The organism is Streptomyces akebiae (assembly GCF_019599145.1).
Taxonomy (GTDB): Bacteria; Actinomycetota; Actinomycetes; order Streptomycetales; family Streptomycetaceae; genus Streptomyces; species Streptomyces akebiae.
Window position 1 is genome coordinate 4713747 of the sequence record NZ_CP080647.1, and the last position, 22261, is coordinate 4736007.

The following is a 22261-nucleotide window of genomic DNA, read 5'->3' on the forward strand; positions in this document are numbered from 1 at the left end:
TCAAGGCGCCTTGTTGACCGGCGTCGGCGGCGGCTGACACTTTGTCTGCATCGCGGGCCGAGATATTTCCGAGGTCGCTGAAGTCAGCCGTGTCACGCCGGTAGTTCGGCCGCGTCAAGAGGGCGTCACATTTCCCCGCCGGGTTCCGAATCGGAGAAATAGATGAATGAGTTCGACGCCGGTCGGCACATACTTCCACGGCCGGACAACCGTCGGCCCCTGACGACCGCGATGGACGTCCACGACCAGGAGACCGCCTTCACCCCCGTCGGCCCGGTCCCTCCGCCCGAGGACGCGCCGAACGTGGTGATCGTGCTCGTCGACGACCTCGGGTTCGGTACGTCCGGTGCGTTCGGCGGACCGTGTGAGATGCCGGCCGCGCAGCGGCTCGCGGACAACGGGCTGCGCTACACCCGCTTCCATGTGACGGCCCTGTGCTCGCCGACCCGGCAGGCCCTGTTGACCGGACGCAACCACCACTCGGTGGGCATGGGCGGCACCACCGAGATGACCACCGCGGCCCCCGGGTACAACGGGTTCCGGCCGCGCACCGCGGCGACCATGGCCCAGATCCTGCAGGGCAACGGCTACAGCACGGCCGCCTTCGGCAAATGGCACCAGACACCCCCGCGGGAGATCAGCGCGGTCGGGCCGTTCGACCGCTGGCCGACCGGGGAGGGGTTCGACACCTTCTACGGGTTCATGGGTGCCGAGATGAACCACTGGTACCCGCTGCTGTACCAGGGCACCACCCCCGTCGAGCCGGATCGCCGGCCCGAGGACGGCTACCACCTGTCCGAGGACCTCGTCGACCACGCCATCGACTGGGTGCGCACCCAGCGCACGCTGACTCCGGAGCGGCCGTTCTTCACCTACCTCGCGCTGGGTGCCGCGCACGCTCCGCTGCACGTCGGCCGGGAGTGGCAGGAGAAGTACCGCGGACGGTTCGACCACGGCTGGGACCGGCAGCGCGAGATGACCCTGCGGCGGCAGAAGGAACTCGGCGTCGTGCCCCCGGAGGCGGACCTCGCGCCCTGGGCCGAGGGTGTTCCCCACTGGGACGAACTCACCGGCAGTCAACGGCGGCTGGCGGCCAGGTTCATGGAGACGTTCGCCGGGTTCACCGAACACGCCGACGTACAGGTCGGCAGGTTCGTCGACGCGCTGGAGGAACTCGGCGAGCTGGACAACACCCTCTTCCTCTACATCCTCGGCGACAACGGCGCCTCGGGTGAGGGCGGCATCGAGGGGACGGTCGTCGAGCACCGGCTGGGGCACGGCATCGTGGACGACCCGGACGAGATGATCGACCACCTCGACGAGATCGGCGGCCCGCTCAGCTACCCGATCGCCCCGGCGGGATGGGCGCTGGCACTGAACACTCCCTACCAGTGGACCAAGCAGGTGGCCTCGCACTTCGGCGGCACCCGGGACGGCATGATCCTGCACTGGCCGCGGGGAGTCCCCGAGCGCGGTGGGTTGCGTCACCAGTTCTCGCACGTGATCGACGTACTGCCGACGATCCTGGACTGTGTGGGAGTCCCGGCGCCGTTCAGCGTGGACGGGGTGCCGCAGCAGCCCATCGAGGGGACGAGCATGCGCCGGACGCTCGCCGACGCCCGGGCGCCCGAGCACCGCCGTACCCAGTACTTCGAGATGTGCGGCAACCGGGGCATCTACCACGGCGGCTGGATGGCGGTCACCCGGCACGGCATCCCCTGGGAGATGGTGCCGGACAAGGAGCGGCGGTTCGCGGACGACGTCTGGGAGCTCTACGACATCGACCACGACTGGAGCCAGGCCCGCGACCTCGCCGCCGAACACCCCGAGAGGTTGCGGCAGTTGCAGGACCTGTTCCTGATCGAGGCGGCGAAGTACCAGGTCTTCCCCCTGGACGACCGGGTCACCGAGCGGGAGAACCCCGCCATGGCCGGCCGCATCGATCTGCTCGGCGGCCGGACGTCCGTCACCTACCGCGCGGGGATGCGGCGGTTCACCGAGGAGACGACCCTCAACGTCAAGAACCGCTCGCACAGCGTCACCGCGGACGTCGACCTGCCCGGAACAGCGGCCGAGGGCGTGATCATCGCGCAGGGCGGCAGGTTCGGCGGCTGGACCCTGTACTTCACCGGGGGCAGACCGGCCTACGCCTACAACTACTTCGGCATGAACCTGTACACCGTGCGCGGCGGCGAGCCCCTGGCACCGGGACGGCACGAGATCCGGCTGGAGTTCGCCTACGACGGCGGAGGGCTCGGAAAGGGCGGGACCGCCGTGCTCCTGGTGGACGGTGAGAAGCACGCGACCGGACGGGTCGAGCGGACCATTCCGTACTACTTCTCCTTCGACGAGACGCTCGACGTAGGGGTGGACCTGAGTACACCGGTGACCGACGACTATCCGGTCCTCGACAACGAGTTCACCGGGATCCTGCACACGGTGCGCATCGATCTGGACGACCGGAGCACCGAGTCGTCCGAGTTCGACGGCGGACTGCACCGGCGCGTCATGGGGGCCCAGTGAGCTGCTGCACGCCGTCGGGCGGCCGGGCCGCGGACCGGGCGCCGGGACCCCGGCGGTCCGCCGTCCGCGCGGCGGCCACCGAGGGCATGGTGGCCGTCCCCGCCGGCGAGTTCCTCATGGGCAGCGAGGACGCACTCGCCTACCCGGCCGACGGGGAAGGCCCGGTGCGTACGGTGTATGTCGAGGCGTTCTGGATGGACGCCCGCACGGTGTCCAACGCACAGTTCGCGCGCTTCGCCGCCGAGACCGGCCACCGCACCTCCGCCGAGCGGATCGGCTGGTCGTTCGTCTTCGCGGGCCTGCTCCCGGACGACTTCCCGCCGACCCGGGCAGTGGTGGGCGCGCCCTGGTGGCGACAGGTCGAGGGCGCCGACTGGCGCCACCCCGACGGACCGCACTCCACCTGCGAGGACCGGGTGGATCACCCAGTCGTCCATGTCGACTGGGACGACGCCCGCGCCTACTGCGCCTGGGCAGGCAAACGCCTGCCCGCCGAGGCGGAATGGGAACGCGCCGCCCGAGGGGGACTGCACGCGAAGGTGTTCCCCTGGGGCGACGAGTTCGAGCCGGGCGGCCGCCCTCGCATGAACGTGTGGCGGGGAGACTTCCCGAACCGGCACCCGACAGCCGACGGCTGGTACGGCACCTGTCCGGTCGGCGCCTTCGAACCCAACGGCTTCGGCCTGTACAACGCCACCGGCAACGTCTGGGAGTGGTGCGAGGACCCGTTCTCCCCCTCCCCCGGCGCCCCCGGCGGACAGCAGCGCGTCACCAAGGGCGGCTCCTACCTCTGCCACGCGTCCTACTGCCGCCGCTACCGGGTCGCCGCGCGGCAGGGCCTGTTCCCGGACTCGGCAACCGGCAACGTGGGGTTCCGGTGCGCTCTGGACATGACGTGACCTGATGTGACCCCTTTCGAATCGATTACTCGAACAACGGCGCGAGGCGCTCGGCGCACAAGGAGCAGGACCATGGCGAAGAGAGCAAGTCTGTGGCGTCCCGGTGCGGCGGGGGTGGCCGTACTCGGTCTCACCCTGACCGCCTGCGGTGGGGCGAAGGTCGGTGACGACTCTGCCGCGGCGGACGGCAGTTCGGGCAAGTGCGGCACCTTCGACCTCGCGGTCAGCCCGTGGGTGGGCTACGAGGCCAATGCGGCGGTCGTCGCCCACGTCGCGGAGGAGGAACTCGGCTGCGAGGTGGTCAAGAAGGACCTGAAGGCGGAGATCGGCTGGCAGGGGTTCGAGACGGGCGAGGTCGACGTCATCCTGGAGAACTGGGGCCACGACGACCTGAAGAAGAAATACATCACCGAGCAGAAGACCGCCGTCGACCTCGGCCCGACCGGCAACAAGGGAATCATCGGCTGGTACATCCCCCCGTGGATCGCGAAGAAGCACCCGGACATCACCAACTGGAAGAACCTCGACAAGTACGCCTCGAACTTCAAGACCTCCGAGTCGGGCGGCAAGGGCCAGCTCCTCGACGGCGACCCGTCATACCAGACCAACGACGAGTCCCTGGTGAAGAACCTGAAACTGGACTTCAAGGTGGTGTACGCGGGCAGCGAGACCGCGCTGATCCAGGCCTTCCGGGACGCCGAGAAGAACAAGAAGTGGGTGATCGGCTACTTCTACGAGCCACAGTGGTTCTTCTCGGAGGTGCCGCTGGTCCACGTCGAGTTGCCCAAGCACACCGAGGGTTGCGACGCGGACCCGGCGAAGGTCGCCTGCGACTATCCGGTGTTCGACCTCGACAAGATCGTCAGCACCCGGTTCGCGAAATCGGGCAGCCCTGCCTACGACCTGGTGAAGAATTTCACGTGGACCAACGACGACCAGAACACCGTCGCCAAGTACATCGCGCTCGACAGGATGACACCGGAGGCGGCGGCGAAGAAGTGGGTCGCGGCCAACCCCGACAAGGTGAAGGCGTGGCTCCGATAGCGTCGGTCGAGAAGGGGCCGGGGCACTGACCGAAATGTTCAGTCACAGCACAGCGCGCCGAACACTTTGAGTTCGACGGCGGGCTCCCCGTCGACCACGAGCAACCCGCGCCCCGGCCCGCCCCCGGTCTCCCGCTGCTCCGTCTCCGGCCGGGTTTCTCCTGGGTCGTGTTCCGCCCCGTGGGGTGTGCGACCGTGCTCGACGCGTTCCGGTAAGCCGCACGTCGGCCGCCCCGCGGAGACACGGCTCCCACAGGGCACCCGGCTGACCTACCGTCAGCCCACGGGCGGCCCCGAGCCGCGTCGATCCGGCGTTGACCTGCGCGTTCCGCGTCATGCGTTCCGCGTAATGCGTTCCGCGTAATGCTTTCTGCGGCGAGGGCACCGCGTCGGCGATCAGGCACAGGTGTCCTCCCCTTCCGGCCCGGGCACAGCGATCATCAGCAGCGTCACGTCGTCGTCGTGGGCGGCCGTGTCCGGGATGAGCGTCCTGATCAGCCGGGCCGCGGCACGGTCGAGGTTCTCCGGATCCGGGGGAACGCTTTTCGGCACGGCTTCGAGGGCGTGGGCGAGCACGTCGATCTGGGCCTCGATGTCGGTGCCGGGCCGTTCGACCAGTCCGTCGGTGTAGAGCACGAGGGTGCTCCCCGGCGGCAGCGGCAGGGTCACCTCCTCGAACAGCTCCTCGCCACCGCACGCCTCGTTGACGCCCAGCGGCACACCGACCGGTACCGGCAGCCGGTGGGCGGGCCCGTCGGGGGGCAGGACGATGACGGGCAGGTGCCCGGCCGAGCACAGGGTGACCTCGCACGCGTCCTGGTCGATCACCAGGTAGGCGCAGGTGACGAGCTGGTCCGCCAGGTCGCCGACGAACGTGTCGAGCCCGGTCATGAGCCGGCTGGGCGACGTGCCTGTGCGGGCCAGCGCGTGGGAGGCGGCACGCAGCTGTCCCATGACGGCCGCCGCCTCCAGGCCACGGCCCATCACGTCGCCGATGACGACGCCGGTGCGGCGCCCGCCGAGCGGGATGACGTCGAACCAGTCACCACCGACGCCGGGGTCCTGGACGGAGGCCAGGTAGCGGTGGGCGCTGGGCAGGTACGGAAGGCGGGGCGGCTCGCCCATGAGGCTGTGCTGCAGGGTGTAGGCGATGTGTCGTAGCTGCTCGTAGCGCTCGGCGCGTTCGGCCTCGGCCCGTCTGCGTTCGGTGATGTCCCGTACGGTCAGGAACACGAGGGTCTCGTGCTCGGCCCGGAGGCTGCTGACGCTCACCTCGACGGGGAACTCACGGCCGTCGCCGTGCAGCCCGTACAGCTCCCTGTCCATGACCGTCGGCTTCGGGGCGCGCAGGCGCAGGTAGGCGCCGAGGAGGGCGCCGTGCCGCCGACGGAGAGGACGGGGCACCAGGTCGACGACCTCGGTCCCGACGAGGTCACCCGGCGCACGCCCGAACAGGCGTTCCACCTGCGTATTGGCCATGACGATGGTGCCGCGGCCGTCCGTGATCAGGGTGGCGTCGGGTGCGGATTCCAGCAGCGCGCGGAAGCGCCGGTGCGCCCGTTGGACCTCCCGCTGAGCCGCGACCCGCTCGGTGATGTCGATGACCACGCCGCACAGCGCGTAGGGCGTGCCGTTCGCGTCGTTGAGCGGGAACAGGGAGGTGAGGACGTCCTGTGGACCCCCCGGCAGGGTGATCGACTCCTCACGCTGCACGGGGGTGCCGTCGGTCAGCACGGCGAGGTCGGTGGCCCGCGCCTGACGCGCGAGGCCGGGGGGCAGGACGTCCCTGTCCAGACGGCCCAGTACCCGTTCCCGGGACAGGCCCGTGTTCTCCTCGAACGTCGTGTTGACCGCCAGGAAGCGGCCGTGCAGGTCCTTGATGAAGACCACGGCCGGCGTGTGGTCCATGAAGGCCTGCAGCAGCGCGTTCTGCCGCACCTGCCATTCGGCACGGGCATGAGCCACCTCGACGCGGCGGCCCACGACCAGGGCCGTGAAGATGACCGCGCTGAACACGGCGACGTGGCCGCACACCAGCAGCGCGGTGCCCAGCCGCGCCCCGAACAGCCCCACGTCCTCGCCTGCCAGAACGCTCCAGCCCAGCAGCGGCGGCACGACCACGGCGGTGGCGAACAGCCAACGGCCCAGCGCGCCCGTGGTGCCCGCGTTGGTGAGCAGTCCCGCGAGACCTTCGTCCGGCCGAGCCAGGAAGGCGGCCGTGCCCAGCAGCACCAGAGCGAGCGCGGTGTGCAGGGCCATGCCCGTGTAGGCGCCGAACCGCTCCAGTTCGGGCACCGCGTAGGCGGCCCCGTACAGCCGGAGCATGCCGAGGGCCCCCACGGCCAGGCCCGGGATCTGGCTGAACCAGGCGGGGACTCGGGGCGTACTGGCGCACAGCGACGCCACGGCCCCGAGCGTCAGTGCCGCGGCCGTGTTGGGGGCCATCCGGCCGGGCGTTCCCGTCGTCGCTCCCGCGGTGTCGTCGGTGAAGAGGAGCTCGTCGATGCCGAGGCCCGCCCCGGTCGTGTACTCCACGATGGTGAGCACGCCGATCAGGGCGGCCAGAGCCGCCGCCGCACGTGCCGCGACCATCAGTCGGCGGCCGGGACCGGTGGCCACCATGGCCAGGGAGAGCCCCAGCGCCAGAACGGCCACGGCGGTGTTCGGCTTCACGGTCACCAGGTCGCCGGGCAGCGCGCTCTTCAGCGCTTCGACGTCGGCGACCCATCCGGCCAGGCTCACCGCGCCCAGCAGGGCTGCCGTCAGGGCGGCGGCCCGAGCCATCGCGCGAGCAGCGGCCAGGACAGACACCCGGAACGGCAGACCATCGGCCTGTACCGCTTCACGTGCGCCGGGCAGCTCGGGCGCCTGCTGCTCTCTCGTCACCGCATCCCTTGTCAAGGAAGCACCAATCAGCATTCTCCAGACTAAGGGCGACAAAAGACAAATATGGATTTATGTTCTGTTTCTGCTCCGCCATCGGCGGCTCCTGACCGGCCACGACGTGCGATCACGAGCGAAGAACGGCAGTGGTGACACCGGGGCACGGCGAAGCGGCGTGGCTTCGCCGACCATCGGCGGCCGAGGCACGACGTCCCGGCTCCGGCACCGGGACGGCCGGTGTCTCCATCGCGGTACGAGCCCGGCGCGTCGCCGTACGGAGCGCGCTCGGCGGCACGCTGATGTCGCTCACCGCCGCGGTCGCAACCGCCTTCGGCTTCCTCCCGTCCGCCGCCGACGACAACGTGTCACAGCCACGGGAGGCGTTCGACCGCGCGGGGACCGGGACAGCGCGACACCTTCTGATCACCCGTCGCCCGTGGGGAGACGGACGAGTGAAGGTGGTCGATCCCGGGCCGCTTTCGCATGCGGTGTTCCCGCCGTGGGCCTCCACCACCGCTGCCACGATCGACAGACCGAGGCCGGTGCCGGTGCCGGTGCCATCGCCCGCGCCCTCGGTGCGGCGGCGGTCCGCGCGCGTGAAGCGTTCGAAGACCTTGGGCCGTACCTCTGCGGCGACGCCCGGCCCGTCGTCGTGGACCTTCAGCACGGCCGTCGTGCCGTCGGTCGCCAGGGAGACGGTCACCGTGCTGCCGGCAGGTGTGTGCAGGCGGGCGTTGGCCAGCTGGTTGGCCAGTACCTGATGGAGACGGTGGGCGTCGCCCGGCACCGTCACCGGCTCCTCGGGCAGCTCCAACGTCCATCGGTGTCCGGGGCCCGTTGCCTGCGCGTCCGTCACCGCGTCGAGCGGGACAACCGGGTCGGGTGGATCGAACGGCTCGGCCACGGGCACCCAGACCCTCACCGGGGACGCGGTCCATACCCGCTACGGACCCGTCCAGGTCCGCGTCACGCTGAAGAACGGGAAACTCACCGACGTCACCGCGGTCGCCTACCCCCGGAACAGCCCGAGGGATCAGCAGATCAACGGCTACGCGATCCCGCAGCTGACAAGAGAGGCGCTGACCGCCCAGAGCGCGGACATCGACACAGTCTCCGGAGCCACGTACACCAGCGAGGGCTACCGCCAGTCACTCCAGTCGGCGCTGGACTCCGCGAGCCGCTGACGTCGGCCCGGCCGACGCGCTGTTCGCACCCGCGACGTCGTCCGTCCACGGCCGAGCCCGCCCGCGTGGTGGCACATTCCGAGCGGTGGTGGCACATTCCGGATATCCAGACTCCGGGCTGTCTGCTTGTTCGACAGGGCTTCCGCGGCCAGGGCCAGCACCTCCTGCTGGCGTGGCGACAGTCTGATGTCCGGCTGCGGCACGGGGCGGGCAGCCGCATGGGTCACCGTGAACTCCCGTACGGCGACCAGCAGTGCCTGGGGTGGCCAGGGCCCGCAGCGTCGGCCCGCCCAGATCGGTCTCGTCACCGTCGGCGAGCGCCGTGTGCGGGAACGCGCGGTGTCCGGCGGCGGAGGCCAGGACGGCCGCGCCGTCGTCGGCGGCGAGTTGGAGGGCGCGGTGAGGAAGTCGGCATGCAGGTGGGTGTCGGCGGCGTGGGCGCTGCTCAGCCCGCGCCGCTCGGCGGCGGTGCGCAGGGCGCGCAGATCACGGCTCCAGGCGCCGGGTGGTCACAACGCCCGCCCGCCAATACAATGTTCCATGGATTTCTGGAGGATGTCATGGGAGACCCCTCACGCAGGTCGGCGCTGTACGACGCCTTCGCCCACACCGGCAAGGCGCTGAGCAGTGGGAAGCGCCTGGAACTGCTCGATCTGCTGGCCCAGGGCGAGCGCACCGTCGACGCCCTCGCCAAGGCGGCCGGCCTGAACCTGACCACCGCCTCCGCGCATCTGCAGACCCTCAAGCAGGCCGGGCTCGTGGCGACCCGCCGTGAGGGCGTGCGCATCCACTACCGGCTGGCCGGAGACGACGTCGCCGCCCTCTACGCCCTGCTGCGCCGGGTCGCACAGACCCACCAGGCAGGCGTCGAGGCCGCCCGCACCGCCTACCTCGGCGACGACCGGCCGGAGGGGGTCGGGCGCGAGGAACTGCTGGCCCGCGCGCAGGCGGGCGAGGTCGTCGTCCTGGACGTGCGTCCGGCCGAGGAGTACGCCGCCGGGCACATCCCCGGCGCCATCTCCATCCCGTTCGAGGAACTCGCCGACCGCATCGCCGAGTTGCCCGTCGACGCCGAGGTCGTCGCCTACTGCCGCGGCGAGTACTGCGTCATGGCCCACGACGCCGTACGCCTGCTCAGCACCCGTGGCCGCCGAGCCGTGCGGCTGACCGACGGCATGCTGGAGTGGCGCCTCGCCCAGATGCCGGTAGCCACCGGGGAGGCGGCGTGATCCCCGCGCGTCTGAGGCCGCGGGACGAGATGGTCTCTCCGCACTGCAACGCCACCAGCCGCGTCGACCCCCGGGTGGTCGACGCGATGCTGTCGCACCTGGGGCGTCAGGGCGCCCACGACTCCGTCCAGGACCTGGCCCAAGCCCTCGACACCTCCTGACCACCACGTCCCGGCCGTCCGCCCTCTCCTCGCGGCGGCGGGCCCGGCTCCCCGTCCCCGCCGCCCCAGCGAAAGAGCCTCCTTGACGAACACCGACTCCGCCCCGACCGAGATATCCCCGCGCTCCCAGGCGCAGCGACGCGTCCTGACCGTCCTGGTCACCGCCCAGGTCCTCAGCGGCGCAGGCCTCGCCGCCGGCATCACCGTCGGCGCCCTGCTGGCCCAGGACATGCTCGGCTCCACCGGCCTGGCCGGCCTGCCCAGTGCCCTGTTCACCGCGGGATCCGCCCTCGCCGCCGTCGCCGTCGGCCGCATGTCCCAGGCCCGGGGCCGCCGCTCCGGCCTCGCCGCCGGGTACCTCGTGGGAGCGGTCGGCGGCGCCGGTGTCGTCACCGCAGCCGTCGCTGACAACCCCCTCCTGCTCTTCATCTCGCTCTTCGTCTACGGGGCCGGCAGCGCCACCAACCTCCAGGCCCGCTATGCAGGCGCCGACCTCGCCGCCCCGTCCCACCGCGGACGCGCCGTCTCCACCGTCCTGGTCGCCACCACCCTCGGCGGCGTTGTCGGCCCTGTCCTCACCTCGTCGACCGGCGACCTCGCCCACGCCCTCGGCATCCCCCGCCTGGCCGGGCCGTTCCTCCTGGCCACCGTCGCCTACGTGGCCGCCGCCCTCGTCCTGGTGATCTGGCTGCGCCCTGATCCCCTGCTCCTCGCCCGGACCCTCGACACCGAGCAGTCCCTCGGCAACGGCACCACCGGTACGGAGGAGACGGCTTCGGCCCAGGGCCGCAGTGCCGGTGTCGTCCTGGGCGCGCTGATCATGGTCCTCACCCAGCTCGTCATGGTCGCGATCATGACGATGACGCCCGTCCACATGCACGACCACGGCCACACCACCACCGCCTCGGGTTTCGTCATCGCCGTCCACGTGGCCGCGATGTTCCTGCCCTCGCCCCTGACCGGACGGCTCGCCGACCACTACGGGCGCATCAAGGTCGCCGTCGCCTCCGGCATCACCCTCCTGGCCTCGGGTGTCCTCGCCGCCACCGCACCCGCCGACTCCGTCGCCCCGCTCGCCCTTGCCCTCGCCCTGCTCGGCCTGGGCTGGAACCTCGGCCTCGTGGCCGGCACCGCGATCATCACCGACACCGTGCCCCTGGCCACCCGCGCCAAGACCCAGGGCATGGTCGACGTCTCGATCGCGATCGCAGGTGCCACCGGGGGCCTGTCCTCCGGCCTCGTCGTGGCTGCCTCCGGTTACCCCGTCCTCGCCCTCACCGGCGGAATCCTCGCCCTCGCCGTCCTGCCCGCCATCGCCGCCACCGCGAGCCGCCGATGACCAGCCTCACCGCCCCGGCGGCCGACATCACGGTCGACGGCACCGGCCACACCTACCTCGGGCCCGTCGCCGCCCCAGACCCAGACCTAGACCGGGATGTGTACGCGCTCCGTCTGACGGCCGATGCTCTGCCCACCCGGCCCGACGCGCCGTGCCACCCGGGCGGGGCCGTGGGTGGCTCCCCCGGATGGCCGTCCAGCTGTCCAACTCCCGTGAGAAGGCCGCTGTTCGAGGGTCGGCACTACGACGGCGGCTTCTGCTCACCCTGCGCGGCCTGCAGGTCGGCCAGCAGCTCGGCCTGCCCGGCGAGCACCCCGGACAGGATGGTCCGTGCGACCCGCAGAAGCTCCGCGACCTGCGGGCTGGTCAGCGAGTAGTACACGGTCGAACCCTCCTTGCGGGTCTTGACCAGATTCGCCCGCCGCAGCACCGCCAGCTGCTGGGACAGATGAGCGGGCTCGATACCGACCTCGGGCAGCATCTCCGCGACCGCGTGTTCCCGTTCGCTCAGCAGCTCCAGGACCCGGATACGGGCCGGATGGCCCAGCGTCTTGAAGAACTCGGCCTTCAGTTGGTACAGCGGCGTACTCATCGTGCCGTCCCCTCCCCGACGCAACGGCACGGCCCCTCCGGCCGGAGCACGGCGCATCGCAACCACCCACTCGTCAAGAACACGCGGACCATCCTCGCCTGCGGCACCGGCCACGCCGAACCCGGATGCGAGTGACCAGAGCAGCTCGGATCCAGACGGCCAGGACGACGCCTGCACCATCGCCGCCGTCGGGACCATCGGAGCCATCGGAGCCATCGGGCGGCATACGGGGAGGCCGCCCGGGTCGTCGACCTGGGCGGTCGGCACAGCACGGTGTCGGATCAGGCCTTCTTCACGACGCCGGACTTGAGTTGCATCGCGCCGAACCCATCGACCTTGCAGTCGATGTCGTGGCCGTCCACGCCGTCGACCAGGCGGATGTTGCGCACCTTGGTGCCCGCCTTGATCCCGCTCGGGCTGCCCTTGACCTTCAGCGTCCTGACGACCGTCACGGTGTCACCGTCGGCGAGCACGTTGCCGACCGCGTCCTTGATCACCCTGCTTCCGGAGGCGCCGTCCGCGGACTCCGCAGACGGTGACCACTCGTGCCCGCACCCAGGGCAGACCAGGAGCGCACCCATCTCGTAGCTGTAGGCGCCGGAGCATTCGGGGCAGGGGGGAAGGTTGTCACTCATGGCACAGGTGTCTTTCGGTCGGTGTGCGGATACGGGGGTCAGGGGTCAGGGGTCAGGTGGGCCAGCCGTCGGTGCGCCACGCCTGCTGTGCCTCGTCGGGAGGCGACTTGTGCCGGGCGTGGGCGGCGAGGGCGGTGGCCAGGTCGCCATGGACGGGGAGGTCCGGGCAGTCGCCGGGCGGGACGAGCGAGCCGTCGGCGGGGATGGCGGCCAGTTCCAGGCTCCGGCCCGTGCCCGCGAGGCGGCGTGCGGTCTCGGTGATGGCCAACCGGCCTTCCGTGGACCATCCGCGCAGTCCGGTCAGGTCGAGGATGACCGGCCCGGTGCCGCGGGCGACGACCCAGCCGACCGCTCCCTCGAAGCGACGGACCGCCGCCGGGCCCAGGTGGCCTGCGACGGAGAGCACCCCGAAGTCGTCCTCGACGGTGTAGCGCCACTCGATGGTCATGACGGTGAACTTCCTTGCGTGGGCGGCCCGTCGAGGTTGAGGGGAAGAGTTGTCCAGATGCTCTTGCCGTCGGCGTCGCCGTGCACGGCGACGGTGCCGCCGAGTTGCCGGGTGAGCTCCATGACCATGCCGAGACCACCACTGGTGCCGGTTGCGACATGGTGCAGCGAGGGCTGGTGGGGGTGGCGGTCGTGGACGGCGAAGGCCAGACGGCCTCCGCTCGCCGCATACATGACCGTGATCTGCGGGGACACCTCGGCGGCGTGCCGGACGCTGTTGGTCACCAGCTCACTGAGGATCAGCAGCGCCGCGTCCACGACGGGCCGGCGCAGATCTATCCCCCACTCGGCCAGCGCCTCTTCGGCGGTCTCACGGGCGAGACGGACGGCGGACGGCTCGTTGGGCAGGGTGAGCACGTGCCGGTACGGAAGGACATCGAGAACGGGGACCATCATGTCTCCAGGCGGGCGAGGCGGAAGCCGGTGACGCTCTGGGGATTCAGGCGCAGCAGAGTGTCGTGCGGCCCGTGCGTCCAGCCCGGCAGGGTGCGGCGGTAATGGTCTGTCTCGTCGGCGTCGCCGAGGACGTCGGCGGGGCCATGGACCGTGACCGTCCAGCCGGTGCCGTGCACCGCCCGGATCTCGTCCACGTGGTAGGTCACCGTGGCCGGCATCGCCGCCGCCTGGACGGGGGCCCGGGCGATCAGTCGGCCGTACTCCCACACATGCCGGGCCGGCCGTACGACGGTCAGCTCCCGCTGCTGGTACACCAGCCGTCCCAGGCTGCTGCCCTCCAGCAGCCACAGGGCCTCCGCTCCGGAGATCTCCACCAGTCGCAGGGGGGCGGGGGCAGTGCTCATCGGACGGCTTCCTCGCTGGGGGTTCGGGGCTTCTGGGCGGGTACGGCCGTCAGGACTCCGGTCGTCGCCAGGTGGTCCCGGGCGGCCCGGATCGCCTCGGGGGTGGTGTCGTACTCCCGGCCGTCGTGCCGCAGCAGTTCCAGCGCGCCGACGGAGTCCAGAACCTGGCGCTGACCGGTGCGGATCCCGGAGGCCAGGACGAGGATGCCGCGCCGCTTCAGTTTCTCCACGGCGTCCTTGAGGACCAGCGCGCCGGTGGCGTCCATGGTCGACACCCGCGACATGCGCAGGATGACGACACGTACGTCGGCCACGTCGGTCAGCTCCAGCAGGAAGCGGTGCGCGGCGGCGAAGAAGAGCGGCCCGTCGATGCGGTACGCGACGATGTGCTCGGCGAGGAGGGCGTGTTCTTCGGCGCTGTGGTCGCCGCGGTCGAGCGGGACCTGGTCGAAGCGGGCCTGCTTGGCCACGGCGCGCAGGGCGAGAGCACCCGCGACGACCAGGCCGATGATCACCGCGTACACGAGGTCCAATACCAGGGTCGCGACCGCGGTGAGGACGAGGATCAGCGCATCCGAGCGGGTGGCCTTGGCCATCGCCCTGAGCGAGCCGACCTCCACCATGCGGACCGCGGTGGCCAGCAGCACGCCGGCGAGGGCGGCGAGCGGGATCCTGGAGACGAGGGGAGCCGCGGCGAACACGATCACCGCGAGGATCGCGGCATGGATCAGGGCGGCCAGCCGGGACACGGCACCGGTGCGGACGTTGACCGCGGTCCGGGCGATCGCGCCGGTCGCGGGCACGCCGCCGAACAGCGGGGCCGCGATATTGGCCAGCCCCTGGCCGAATAGCTCGCGATCGGGGTCGTGGCGCTGCCCCACCGTCATGCCGTCCGCCACCGAGGCGGACAGCAGGGACTCCAGGGCCGCGAGCGCCGCCACGGCCACCGCCGGGGCGAGCAGGGTGCTGAGCGAGCCGAGGTCCAGGAAGCCGAGTGAGGGCGCGGGCAGCCCGGACGGAAGGTCACCGATCGGCTGCGCCGCGTCCAGGCCCGCCACCTGGGAGACGGCCGTGGCCGCGATGACCGCCAGGATGGAGAACGGGACGGTCGGCCGCCAGCGGGCGCCCACCAGCATGACGGCGGCCACCGCGACCGCGAAGCCGACCGCCGTCCAGTTCGGATCCCTCGCGAACTCCACGACGGCCCGCCAGGCCACCACCAGCACACGATCGCCCTCGGCCTTGGGCACCCCGAGCGCGTTCGGGACCTGCTGCAGTCCGATCACGCAGGCGATCCCGAGCGTGAAGCCCTCCACCACGGGCGCGGGCACGTACTGCATGTACTTGCCGGCCCGCAGCGCTGCCAGCACCACGAGCATGACGCCGGCCATCAGCCCGACGGTCAGCACGCCGGTCGGCCCGTACGCGCCGACGATGGGCACCAGCACCACGGTCATGGCCCCGGTCGGCCCGGACACCTGGAGGTTGGACCCGCCGAACAGCGCGGCGAGCGCGCCGGCGACCACGGCGGTCGCCAGTCCTGCCTCGGCACCGAGACCGGAGGAGACACCGAAGCCGAGAGCGAGCGGCAGGGCCACGATCGCCACGGTGAGGCCGGCGAGCAGGTCCCTGCGCGGATCCCGTCGCATGTCCGCCAGGTGGGCGCGGGCGGGCATGAGCGCGGTGAGCCGGGCCCCGGCCCGGCTGATCCCCGGAGTCATCGCGCCGCGCCCTCGGCTTCCCGCAGCTCTGTCAGCAGCTCGCCCTGCCCGGCGAGCATCTCGGTCAGGATCCGGCGCGCGGCCCTCATCAGATCGGCGACGTCCCCGCCCGCCAGCTCGTAGACCACCGTCGAGCCCTCCCGGGTCGAGGTGACGATCCCGGAACGCCGCAGCACCGCCAGCTGCTGGGACAGGCCGGACGGCTCCACCTCGATGGCGGCAAGCAGGTCCCGCACCGGCAACGGCCCGTCCTGCAGCAGTTCCAGAACACGTATGCGTACCGGATGCCCCAGCATCCGGAAGAACTCGGCCTTGGCCTGGTACAGCGGAACAGACACAACCCCTCGGCTTCCCTGCGAACCCCGCCCCGCGGGCCGGGCACAAAGGCTGTGTGTCCGCGACTACCGGACCGTGTGCAGCCAACCTCAGCATCTAGCTAATTGCGAAATTTTGCAATTCCGCATGAGTGAATGATGGGCCGCATCGCGACGCGCTGAGGGTTCTGCCCCGGATCAACCGGAGCCCCCAGCACCGTCGACCACCGTGCGGCAAGGCGTCGTGTCCGGTCGCCACGGTGAACCGAGCCGGCGCGACACCCGCGGTCCCGAGCACCGCCATCGCCCCGGCGGGCAGCGGTCCGGCACCCAGCGCGCAGGCGGCGGCGACCACGACGAGGGACGGACCCGGGTGGGACGGACCCGGGTGGGACGGACCCGCGCACCGGCGGCACCCCCGGCCGCACCACGGCCTGGGCGCGGATCAGCAGGACCGGGAACATCCGGCCGTCGGTTCGATGCAGGGCGGATCAGGGCTGTGAGGCTATGGGGCCACGTCCGCAGGTGAGCGGCCCGCCTCCGGCCGCAGGCGGAGTCCGGCCTCTTACGTGGGTTGCAGAGTCTCTACCTGTGGTTCGAGGCGCCATTCGTCCTGCAGCGCGAGGACGGCTCCACACCCCCGGCCATAGGCTCAATCACATCGAGAACGCGGTCGGCCACCGCTTCTACGACGACTTCCAAGACCGGCTCTGCCAGCGGCTCTTCCACGCTCTTCCACGCTCTTCCGCGTATCCGGCCCAACCTTCCAACACATTCAGGGGGATCTCCCATGTCCAAGCGCATTCTCTTCTCGTCTCTCATCGGCGCCGTCGCCCTCGGCGGAGTGGCCGTCGGCGGCCTCGCCCTGGCCTCGGCCCCCACGGAGCCGACCCTGGAGCACGGCTCGGCTCGCTACACGGCTCCGTCCGACGCCAGCGCGGGCTCGTTCGCCTACACCGTGGACGTGAGCGACGGCTCGGGCATCCGAGACCTCAAGGTCCTCGCCTGGCCCGCGAGTTCGAAGCTCGACCCGACCGAGGCGGAGCTGCGCTCGGTGGAGAGCGCCAAGTGCCGGAGCACCTCGGACGAGACCACCCGCTGCACCTACACGCTGAAGGTCACGAAGCGGGAGGCGGCCGACCTGGCCAAGGGCACCTGGTACGTCTCGGCACTGGCGACGGCCAAGGACGGAGGCACGACGTTCGTGCCCCGCGCCGCCACGTTCGACCTCACACGCTGACACGCCGGTCGAACCGTCGTTCGCGAGGCGGCCTGCCGGAAGGCTGGCGAGGACCGCCCGCACTCCAGGAATGTCCCGGTGAGCGGGCCGCGGAGCGCGGAGTGCGGAGTGCGGAGTGCGGTAAGTGAGTGCCGCACGCCACGCTCCGGCACCGTTCCACCGCAGGGACGTCAGCGCCGTACCGCCGTCGGGTCCTCTGCCACCGGCGCCGTCACGCTGCCCAGGAGCCGTAGCGCGGCCTCCGACGGCGAGCCGGGCTCGGCCGTGTAGGCGATGAGGCGCTGGCCCGAGGCGCCGGGTATGACGAGGTTCTCGAAGCTGAGGTCCAGCGCGCCGACCAGCGGGTGACGCAGGTGCTTCACCCCGGAGGTGCAGGTGCGCACCGGGTGTCGGGCCCAGCGAGTGGCGAACTCGTCGCAGTTCATGGCGAGTTGGCCGATGAGTTCGGCGAGGGCACGGTCGTGGGGATGGCGGCCGGCGACCAGGCGCAGGGAGGCCACGCCGAGTTGGGCCTGCCCGTTCCAGTCCGTGAACAGCTCCCGGTACTGCTCGTCCAGGAACAGCATCCGGGTCAGGTTGGGGCGGGTGGCCGGGCTGTCGGGGCTCTCGGGCGCCAGGTGCCCGGCGAGCAGCGCGTGCCCCATACGATCACCGGCGGCATTCTGCAGACCGTCTGCACGGCCGCGCTGCTCGGCCTCGGCGACGACCGCTCGTGGATGTGGCTGCTACTGATCGGCACCTCCGCCGGTGGGGTCGGCAACATGCTCGTCATCGTGGGCTTCATGGTCACCGCCACCTCGGGACTCGCCGATCACGAACAGGGTCTGGCCACCGGCCTCGCCACCATGACCCAGCAGGTCGGCATCACCATGGGCACACCGATCACGAGCGCCGTCGCCACGGCCGCCATGACCGGCGCCGGAGCGTCGGCCATCCTCGGCGGTCTGAAGGTCGCGATCGCGGTGAACGCCGCCATCGTGCTCCTCGGCACCCTCACCAGTGTTCTGTTCCTGCACACCCGGTCGAGTACGAGGTGACGGCGAGCGGTACGGGCCGCCGGGCGTCGGCAGGTCGCACGCCACCGCCGTACGGGCTGTCGCCGGGTTCTGGTGGATGTCCCCTTCCAACGGATTCTCACGGAACTGCAGCTTCACCGGTTCGCCCGCCCCGCACGGGGGTTCCTCACCGTGGAACGGTGAGGAACCCCCGGGGCGAGTGACATCAGCGCCCCCGGTGTCGGCTCAGTAGGAGCCGTTGGCCTGCCAGAACGCCCATGCGTCGCAGGGGCTGCCATAGCGGTCGTTCATGTAGTTCAGGCCCCACTTGATCTGCGTGGCCGGGTTGGTCTGCCAGTCGGCTCCGGCGGACGACATCTTGGAGCCGGGATAGGCCTGTACGAGACCGTAGGCCCCGGAAGAGGGGTTGACCGCCTTGTGGTTCCAGCCGGACTCGTGGTCCACGATGTTGCTGAAGCACTGGAACTGATCGCCGGGCACCATCTGTCGTGCGATGGCCTGGACCTGGGCAACGGTGTACGAGGACTGCGGCGCGACGGTGGAGGAGCTCGTCGACGAGCGTTCGGCCTGCTGCGCCTCCTGGCGATCCTTGGCGTCCTGCTCGGCCTTCTTCCGTTCGGCCTTCTTCCGTTCGGCCTCCTTCTGCTTGGCGATCGCGTCCCTGGCGGCCTGTTTGCGGGCCGCCTCCGCCGCGGTCACCCTCGCGCTGTTGTCCGCGGCGATGGACTGCGCGTCGGCCTGTTGGGTCAAGGAGGCCGTTTGTATCCGGGCCTGCTGCCCCATGGGTATGTCCGCGAGGAGGGTCGAGCCGCTCGCCGTCGTTTCGGCGTCGTTCACCGCCTGGCCGGTGCTGCTCTGGCCGACTCCCACAACGGCGCCGACAGTGGTGACCGCGGTGGCAGAGACCACCGCGAGTTCCCGGACTAAATTCCCGCTCACACGGTGTCCTACCTTTCAAGGGTGGTTGCTCCGGTCATTCGTAAGATCGGAGGGCCCAGGGATTCTGGGTATGGCTGTCACAGGGAAGCCGTTGGATGGCTCAAAGGACTTGGCCGCCCGGAGCCCCGCGACGACTCGACCGCCAATTGGGAGACGCGACTCCGATCGCTGCTGTAGGACAACGTCGGCGAGGTCGTCTGCGGGTGACATGTGAGACGGCGAGCTGGCGGAGGTGGCCGTGCCCGAGATCTGGGCCGGAGTGGACATCGGCAAGGAACATCACCACTGCGTGGTGATCAACGGGGACGGTGAACGGCTGCTGTCCCGCCGGGTCCTGAACGACGAGACCGAGCTGCTTCAGCTCATCGGTGATGTCCTGGAGATATCCACCGACGTGCTGTGGGCTGTCGACCTCAACCACGGCGGTGCCGCACTGCTGATCGGCCTGCTCCTCGGCCACGGCCAGCCGATGGCCTACCTCACCGGCCTGGCGGTCCACCGGGCCTCGGCCACTTACAAGGGCGAAGGCAAGACCGATGCGAAGGATGCATTCGTCATCGCCGACCAGGCCCGTGTCCGCCGGGACCTCGGCCTGCTGCGGCCTGGCGACGAGATCGCCGTCGACCTGCGCACCCTGACCACCCGGCGCCTGGATGTGGTCTTCGACCGCACCCGGCAGATCAACCGGCTCCGCGCCCAACTGCTGGAGATCTTCCCCGCGTTGGAGCGGTCGCTGGAGCTGGTCAACAAAGGGCCGGTGATGCTGCTGACCGGCTACCAGACCCCGACTGCGATCCGCCGTGCCGGCACCAAGCGGATCGAGACCTGGCTGAAGAACCGCAAGGTCCGCGGCGCCGCAGCCCTGGCGAAGACGGCCACGGAGGCCGCCCAGGCCCAGCACACCGCGCTGCCTGGCGAGAAGCTGGCCGCTGCCATGGTGGCCCGCCTCGCCAAGGGGGTGATGGCCCTCGATGAGGAGATCGCCGAGCTCGACGCCCTGATCGAGGCCAAGTTTCGCGAGCATCCGCACGGCGAGGTGATCCGCAGCCTGCCCGGCATGGGCCCCAAACTCGGCGCCGAGTTCATTGCCGCGACCGGCGGCGACATGGAGGCCTTCGGCAGTGCCGACCGCCTGGCCGGCTTCGCCGGCCTGGCCCCCAGACCACGCGACTCCGGCCGCGTCAGCGGCAACCTGCGCAGGCCCAGGCGATACCACCGCGGCCTGCTGCGGAGCATGTACCTCTCGGCGATGGTCAGTATCACGGCCTGCCCCGCCTCCAAGGCGTACTACCAGCGCAAACGAAGCGAGGGGAAGGGGCACAAGCAGGCTCTCCTCGCTCTCGCCCGTCGCAGGCTCAATGTGCTGTGGGCGATGATGCGTGACGGACAGTGCTACCAAGGTTCACCTCCCGTCACGGCAGCGGCTTGACATCACGATTGGGAAGTCCTTTCAGCTTCGTCAGATCAAGAGTGGAGCCTTCGCAGGACTAAGAGGGTTGATCGGCCGTACTGGTGGCAACGCCTCCGAGCGTGGTGCGGAAGAAGCGGAGGAACAGCCGAGCGACGGCAGAGACACATGCCTCCCCCGTTCCGGGGCTTCGTCGACGCCGACGACATCGCGGCCGTCCTCGGCGAGGTGACCGGACGCACGGTCACCGACCGGCGGCTGACGTACGAGCAGATGCGCGACCGTCGCCGCGCGAGACGCAAGACCCGTGCCGCGTGCCGGCTTCGTCTGCGTCCTTTCGTTCACGCTTCGAAGCGGTAGCCCATGCCGGGCTCGGTGATGAGATAGCGGGGGTGGGCGGGATCCGTTTCCAGTTTGCGCCGCAGCTGGGCCATGTAGACGCGCAGGTAGTTGGTCTTGTTGCCCTGGGTGACGCCCCAGACCTCCTGGAGCAGGTGCTTCTGGGTGACCAGCCGTCCGGGGTTGGTCACCAGGAGCTCCAGCAGATGCCATTCCGTCGGGGTCAGGCGTACGTCGCGGCCGTCCCGTACGGCTTTCCTGGCCAGCAGGTCGACGGTGAACCCGTTCGTCGCGACGAACGTCGCACCGGAATCGAGCGCCGCCTCCTCGGTGCGGCGGACGGCGGCCCGCAGCCGGGCGAGCAGCTCGTTCATGTTGAACGGCTTGGTGATGTAGTCGTCGGCGCCCGCGTCGAGCGCGGTGACCTTCTCCGCTGACGCCTGGCGCGCGGAGAGGACGAGGATCGGTACGCGGGTCCAGCCGCGCAGCCCCCTGATGACGTCGGCGCCGTCCATGTCGGGCAGTCCCAGGTCGAGCAGGACCACGTCGGGCTGCCGCGCGGCGGCGAGCCGGAGCGCGCTCGCGCCGTCGGGGGCCGCGTCCACGCCGTACTGGCGTGCCTGGAGATTGATGATGAGCGCCCGTACGAGCTGCGGGTCGTCCTCCACCACCAGCACCCGTGTCATGGGTGTGACCTTTCGTGTCATGAGTGCCGGACCGCCGTGCGTGACGCGCGTGCCGTAGGTGACGGCGGGGGTCGGCGGCGCCGGGGTGTTCCGGGCCGCCGACTCCGCTGTGGGTCGCGTGACGCCGTCAGTCCTTCGCCAGGAGTTCCTTGAGGGCGATGTTGAGTTCGAGGACGTTCACCCGGGGCTCGCCGATGAAGCCGAGGGTGCGGTTCTCGGTGTGGTTCTCCACCAGCTTCTCGACCTGGGCGACGGGCAGGCCGTTCTTCTCCGCGACCCGGTGGACCTGGAGGTCGGCGTAGGCCGGGGAGATGTCCGGGTCCAGGCCGGAGCCGGAGGAGGTGACCGCGTCGGCGGGGACCTCGGACGCCTCGACCTTGTGGTCGGGGGTGGAGTTGTCCTTGACGACGGCGGCCTTGGCTTCCTTCACCCACTGGATGAGCTCTTCGTTGTCGGCGGACCGGTTCGTCGCGCCGGACAGGATGAGCTTGTACTGGGTGTTGACGCTGTTGCTGCCGAGGCCGTTCTGCGGACGTCCCTGGAACCACTTCAGGTCGGGCTCCGGGGTCTCCTGGCCCTTCTCCAGCGGCAGGTTGTACGACTGCCCGATGAGTGAGGAGCCGACGACCCTGCCCGTGTGGTCCTTGATCTCGGAGCCGTTCGCCTTGTCGTGGAAGAGGGCCTGGGCGAAGCCGGTGACGAGCAGCGGGTAGAGGACGCCCGTCACCAGGGTGAGCACGAGGAGGGCGCGCAGGCCCGCCCCGAGCAGTCGGGCGGTGTTCGTGAGAGAGGCGTTCATGTCC

23 protein-coding genes and 1 pseudogene are annotated in these 22261 nt (G+C 70.6%); 11 read left to right on the forward strand and 13 right to left on the reverse strand.

Annotated features, from left to right (window positions below):
* Positions 1-162: 162 nt before the first annotated feature.
* The 3 genes from K1J60_RS20220 (at position 163) to K1J60_RS20230 (ending at position 4466) form a co-directional block, all read left to right on the forward strand.
* Entirely contained in the window at positions 163-2523 is a 2361-nt protein-coding gene (locus K1J60_RS20220) for an arylsulfatase (RefSeq protein WP_220647435.1), read from the forward strand.
* 86 nt (positions 2524-2609) lie between these two features.
* Positions 2610-3422 carry a formylglycine-generating enzyme family protein gene (locus K1J60_RS20225; RefSeq protein ID WP_220651572.1) on the forward strand — a complete coding sequence of 271 codons (813 nt, stop codon included), beginning with the start codon at positions 2610-2612 and terminating at the stop codon, positions 3420-3422.
* 72 nt (positions 3423-3494) lie between these two features.
* Positions 3495-4466 (forward strand): ABC transporter substrate-binding protein, encoded by a 972-nt coding sequence (locus K1J60_RS20230; RefSeq protein WP_220647436.1) that lies wholly within the window; start codon positions 3495-3497, stop codon positions 4464-4466.
* Positions 4467-4861: 395 nt separating this feature from the next.
* On the opposite strand, the gene K1J60_RS20235 is transcribed toward K1J60_RS20230, so the two are convergent.
* Positions 4862-7351, reverse strand: coding sequence for a SpoIIE family protein phosphatase (locus K1J60_RS20235; RefSeq protein WP_220647437.1), 2490 nt, complete (start codon positions 7349-7351; stop codon positions 4862-4864).
* A 124-nt stretch (positions 7352-7475) separates the two neighbouring features.
* Entirely contained in the window at positions 7476-8270 is a 795-nt protein-coding gene (locus K1J60_RS46895) for a sensor histidine kinase (RefSeq protein ID WP_220647438.1), read from the reverse strand.
* On the opposite strand from K1J60_RS46895, the pseudogene K1J60_RS20245 reads away from it, so the two are divergent.
* The 4 genes and pseudogenes from K1J60_RS20245 to K1J60_RS20260 form a co-directional block, all read left to right on the forward strand.
* A pseudogene (locus K1J60_RS20245) lies at positions 8236-8532 on the forward strand (FMN-binding protein); the annotation flags it as partial. The gene K1J60_RS46895 and the pseudogene K1J60_RS20245 overlap by 35 nt on opposite strands.
* A gap of 560 nt (positions 8533-9092) precedes the next feature.
* On the forward strand, positions 9093-9761 hold the full coding sequence (locus K1J60_RS20250; protein WP_220647439.1) for an ArsR/SmtB family transcription factor: 669 nt from the start codon (positions 9093-9095) through the stop codon (positions 9759-9761).
* The gene (locus K1J60_RS20255; protein ID WP_220647440.1) at positions 9758-9922 is read left to right on the forward strand and encodes a hypothetical protein; all 165 of its coding nucleotides are present in this window, start codon (positions 9758-9760) and stop codon (positions 9920-9922) included. The genes K1J60_RS20250 and K1J60_RS20255 overlap by 4 nt, the downstream gene beginning before the upstream one ends.
* Before the next feature lie 82 nt (positions 9923-10004).
* Positions 10005-11261: an MFS transporter gene (locus tag K1J60_RS20260; RefSeq protein WP_220647441.1), complete on the forward strand. Its 1257-nt coding sequence runs from the start codon at positions 10005-10007 to the stop codon at positions 11259-11261.
* 241 nt (positions 11262-11502) lie between these two features.
* Here the strand turns inward: K1J60_RS20260 and K1J60_RS20265 are convergent, their stop codons facing one another.
* The 7 genes from K1J60_RS20265 to K1J60_RS20295 form a co-directional block, all read right to left on the reverse strand.
* Positions 11503-11853 carry an ArsR/SmtB family transcription factor gene (locus K1J60_RS20265; protein ID WP_093912064.1) on the reverse strand — a complete coding sequence of 117 codons (351 nt, stop codon included), beginning with the start codon at positions 11851-11853 and terminating at the stop codon, positions 11503-11505.
* Between the two features lie 281 nt (positions 11854-12134).
* Entirely contained in the window at positions 12135-12488 is a 354-nt protein-coding gene (locus tag K1J60_RS20270; RefSeq protein WP_220647442.1) for a zinc ribbon domain-containing protein YjdM, read from the reverse strand.
* A 52-nt stretch (positions 12489-12540) separates the two neighbouring features.
* Positions 12541-12936, reverse strand: coding sequence for an STAS domain-containing protein (locus K1J60_RS20275; protein WP_220647443.1), 396 nt, complete (start codon positions 12934-12936; stop codon positions 12541-12543).
* Positions 12933-13388, reverse strand: coding sequence for an ATP-binding protein (locus tag K1J60_RS20280; RefSeq protein ID WP_220651573.1), 456 nt, complete (start codon positions 13386-13388; stop codon positions 12933-12935). The genes K1J60_RS20275 and K1J60_RS20280 overlap by 4 nt, the downstream gene beginning before the upstream one ends.
* Entirely contained in the window at positions 13388-13795 is a 408-nt protein-coding gene (locus K1J60_RS20285; protein WP_220647444.1) for a pyridoxamine 5'-phosphate oxidase family protein, read from the reverse strand. The genes K1J60_RS20280 and K1J60_RS20285 overlap by 1 nt, the downstream gene beginning before the upstream one ends.
* Entirely contained in the window at positions 13792-15516 is a 1725-nt protein-coding gene (locus K1J60_RS20290) for a SulP family inorganic anion transporter (RefSeq protein ID WP_220647445.1), read from the reverse strand. The genes K1J60_RS20285 and K1J60_RS20290 overlap by 4 nt, the downstream gene beginning before the upstream one ends.
* Positions 15513-15854, reverse strand: coding sequence for an ArsR/SmtB family transcription factor (locus tag K1J60_RS20295; protein ID WP_220647446.1), 342 nt, complete (start codon positions 15852-15854; stop codon positions 15513-15515). The genes K1J60_RS20290 and K1J60_RS20295 overlap by 4 nt, the downstream gene beginning before the upstream one ends.
* A gap of 766 nt (positions 15855-16620) precedes the next feature.
* Here K1J60_RS20295 and K1J60_RS20300 point away from each other — a divergent pair.
* The gene (locus K1J60_RS20300) at positions 16621-17070 is read left to right on the forward strand and encodes a DUF5707 domain-containing protein (RefSeq protein WP_220647447.1); all 450 of its coding nucleotides are present in this window, start codon (positions 16621-16623) and stop codon (positions 17068-17070) included.
* A 170-nt stretch (positions 17071-17240) separates the two neighbouring features.
* Here K1J60_RS20300 and K1J60_RS20305 read toward each other — a convergent pair whose 3' ends face one another.
* Complete coding sequence (locus tag K1J60_RS20305; protein WP_220647448.1) at positions 17241-17714, reverse strand: MmyB family transcriptional regulator; 474 nt, start codon at positions 17712-17714, stop codon at positions 17241-17243.
* On the opposite strand from K1J60_RS20305, the gene K1J60_RS20310 reads away from it, so the two are divergent.
* Positions 17706-18107 carry a hypothetical protein gene (locus K1J60_RS20310; protein ID WP_398683256.1) on the forward strand — a complete coding sequence of 134 codons (402 nt, stop codon included), beginning with the start codon at positions 17706-17708 and terminating at the stop codon, positions 18105-18107. The two genes, K1J60_RS20305 and K1J60_RS20310, sit on opposite strands and share 9 nt — an antisense overlap.
* 204 nt (positions 18108-18311) lie before the next feature.
* Here K1J60_RS20310 and K1J60_RS20315 read toward each other — a convergent pair whose 3' ends face one another.
* Complete coding sequence (locus K1J60_RS20315) at positions 18312-19025, reverse strand: aggregation-promoting factor C-terminal-like domain-containing protein (protein ID WP_220647449.1); 714 nt, start codon at positions 19023-19025, stop codon at positions 18312-18314.
* A gap of 232 nt (positions 19026-19257) precedes the next feature.
* Here K1J60_RS20315 and K1J60_RS20320 point away from each other — a divergent pair, with 232 nt between their 5' ends.
* On the forward strand, positions 19258-20454 hold the full coding sequence (locus K1J60_RS20320) for an IS110 family RNA-guided transposase (protein WP_259407813.1): 1197 nt from the start codon (positions 19258-19260) through the stop codon (positions 20452-20454).
* A 147-nt stretch (positions 20455-20601) separates the two neighbouring features.
* Entirely contained in the window at positions 20602-20793 is a 192-nt protein-coding gene (locus K1J60_RS47180) for a hypothetical protein (RefSeq protein WP_398683257.1), read from the forward strand.
* Here the strand turns inward: K1J60_RS47180 and K1J60_RS20330 are convergent.
* Positions 20775-21458, reverse strand: a complete 684-nt coding sequence (locus tag K1J60_RS20330; protein ID WP_220647450.1) for a response regulator — start codon at positions 21456-21458, stop codon at positions 20775-20777. The two genes, K1J60_RS47180 and K1J60_RS20330, sit on opposite strands and share 19 nt — an antisense overlap.
* A 127-nt stretch (positions 21459-21585) precedes the next feature.
* The gene (locus K1J60_RS20335) at positions 21586-22257 is read right to left on the reverse strand and encodes a potassium-transporting ATPase subunit C (protein WP_220647451.1); all 672 of its coding nucleotides are present in this window, start codon (positions 22255-22257) and stop codon (positions 21586-21588) included.
* Positions 22258-22261: the final 4 nt, after the last annotated feature.

Coding starts and splice junctions, on each gene's coding strand:
- K1J60_RS20220 (WP_220647435.1), top strand. CDS start 163: ATGAATGAGTTCGACGCCGGTCGGCACATACTTCCACGGCCGGACAAC.
- K1J60_RS20225 (WP_220651572.1), top strand. CDS start 2,610: ATGGTGGCCGTCCCCGCCGGCGAGTTCCTCATGGGCAGCGAGGACGCA.
- K1J60_RS20230 (WP_220647436.1), top strand. CDS start 3,495: ATGGCGAAGAGAGCAAGTCTGTGGCGTCCCGGTGCGGCGGGGGTGGCC.
- K1J60_RS20250 (WP_220647439.1), top strand. CDS start 9,093: ATGGGAGACCCCTCACGCAGGTCGGCGCTGTACGACGCCTTCGCCCAC.
- K1J60_RS20265 (WP_093912064.1), bottom strand. CDS start 11,853: ATGAGTACGCCGCTGTACCAACTGAAGGCCGAGTTCTTCAAGACGCTG.
- K1J60_RS20270 (WP_220647442.1), bottom strand. CDS start 12,488: ATGAGTGACAACCTTCCCCCCTGCCCCGAATGCTCCGGCGCCTACAGC.
- K1J60_RS20275 (WP_220647443.1), bottom strand. CDS start 12,936: ATGACCATCGAGTGGCGCTACACCGTCGAGGACGACTTCGGGGTGCTC.
- K1J60_RS20280 (WP_220651573.1), bottom strand. CDS start 13,388: ATGGTCCCCGTTCTCGATGTCCTTCCGTACCGGCACGTGCTCACCCTG.
- K1J60_RS20285 (WP_220647444.1), bottom strand. CDS start 13,795: ATGAGCACTGCCCCCGCCCCCCTGCGACTGGTGGAGATCTCCGGAGCG.
- K1J60_RS20290 (WP_220647445.1), bottom strand. CDS start 15,516: ATGACTCCGGGGATCAGCCGGGCCGGGGCCCGGCTCACCGCGCTCATG.
- K1J60_RS20300 (WP_220647447.1), top strand. CDS start 16,621: ATGTCCAAGCGCATTCTCTTCTCGTCTCTCATCGGCGCCGTCGCCCTC.
- K1J60_RS20305 (WP_220647448.1), bottom strand. CDS start 17,714: ATGGGGCACGCGCTGCTCGCCGGGCACCTGGCGCCCGAGAGCCCCGAC.
- K1J60_RS47180 (WP_398683257.1), top strand. CDS start 20,602: ATGCCTCCCCCGTTCCGGGGCTTCGTCGACGCCGACGACATCGCGGCC.
- K1J60_RS20330 (WP_220647450.1), bottom strand. CDS start 21,458: ATGACACGGGTGCTGGTGGTGGAGGACGACCCGCAGCTCGTACGGGCG.
- K1J60_RS20335 (WP_220647451.1), bottom strand. CDS start 22,257: ATGAACGCCTCTCTCACGAACACCGCCCGACTGCTCGGGGCGGGCCTG.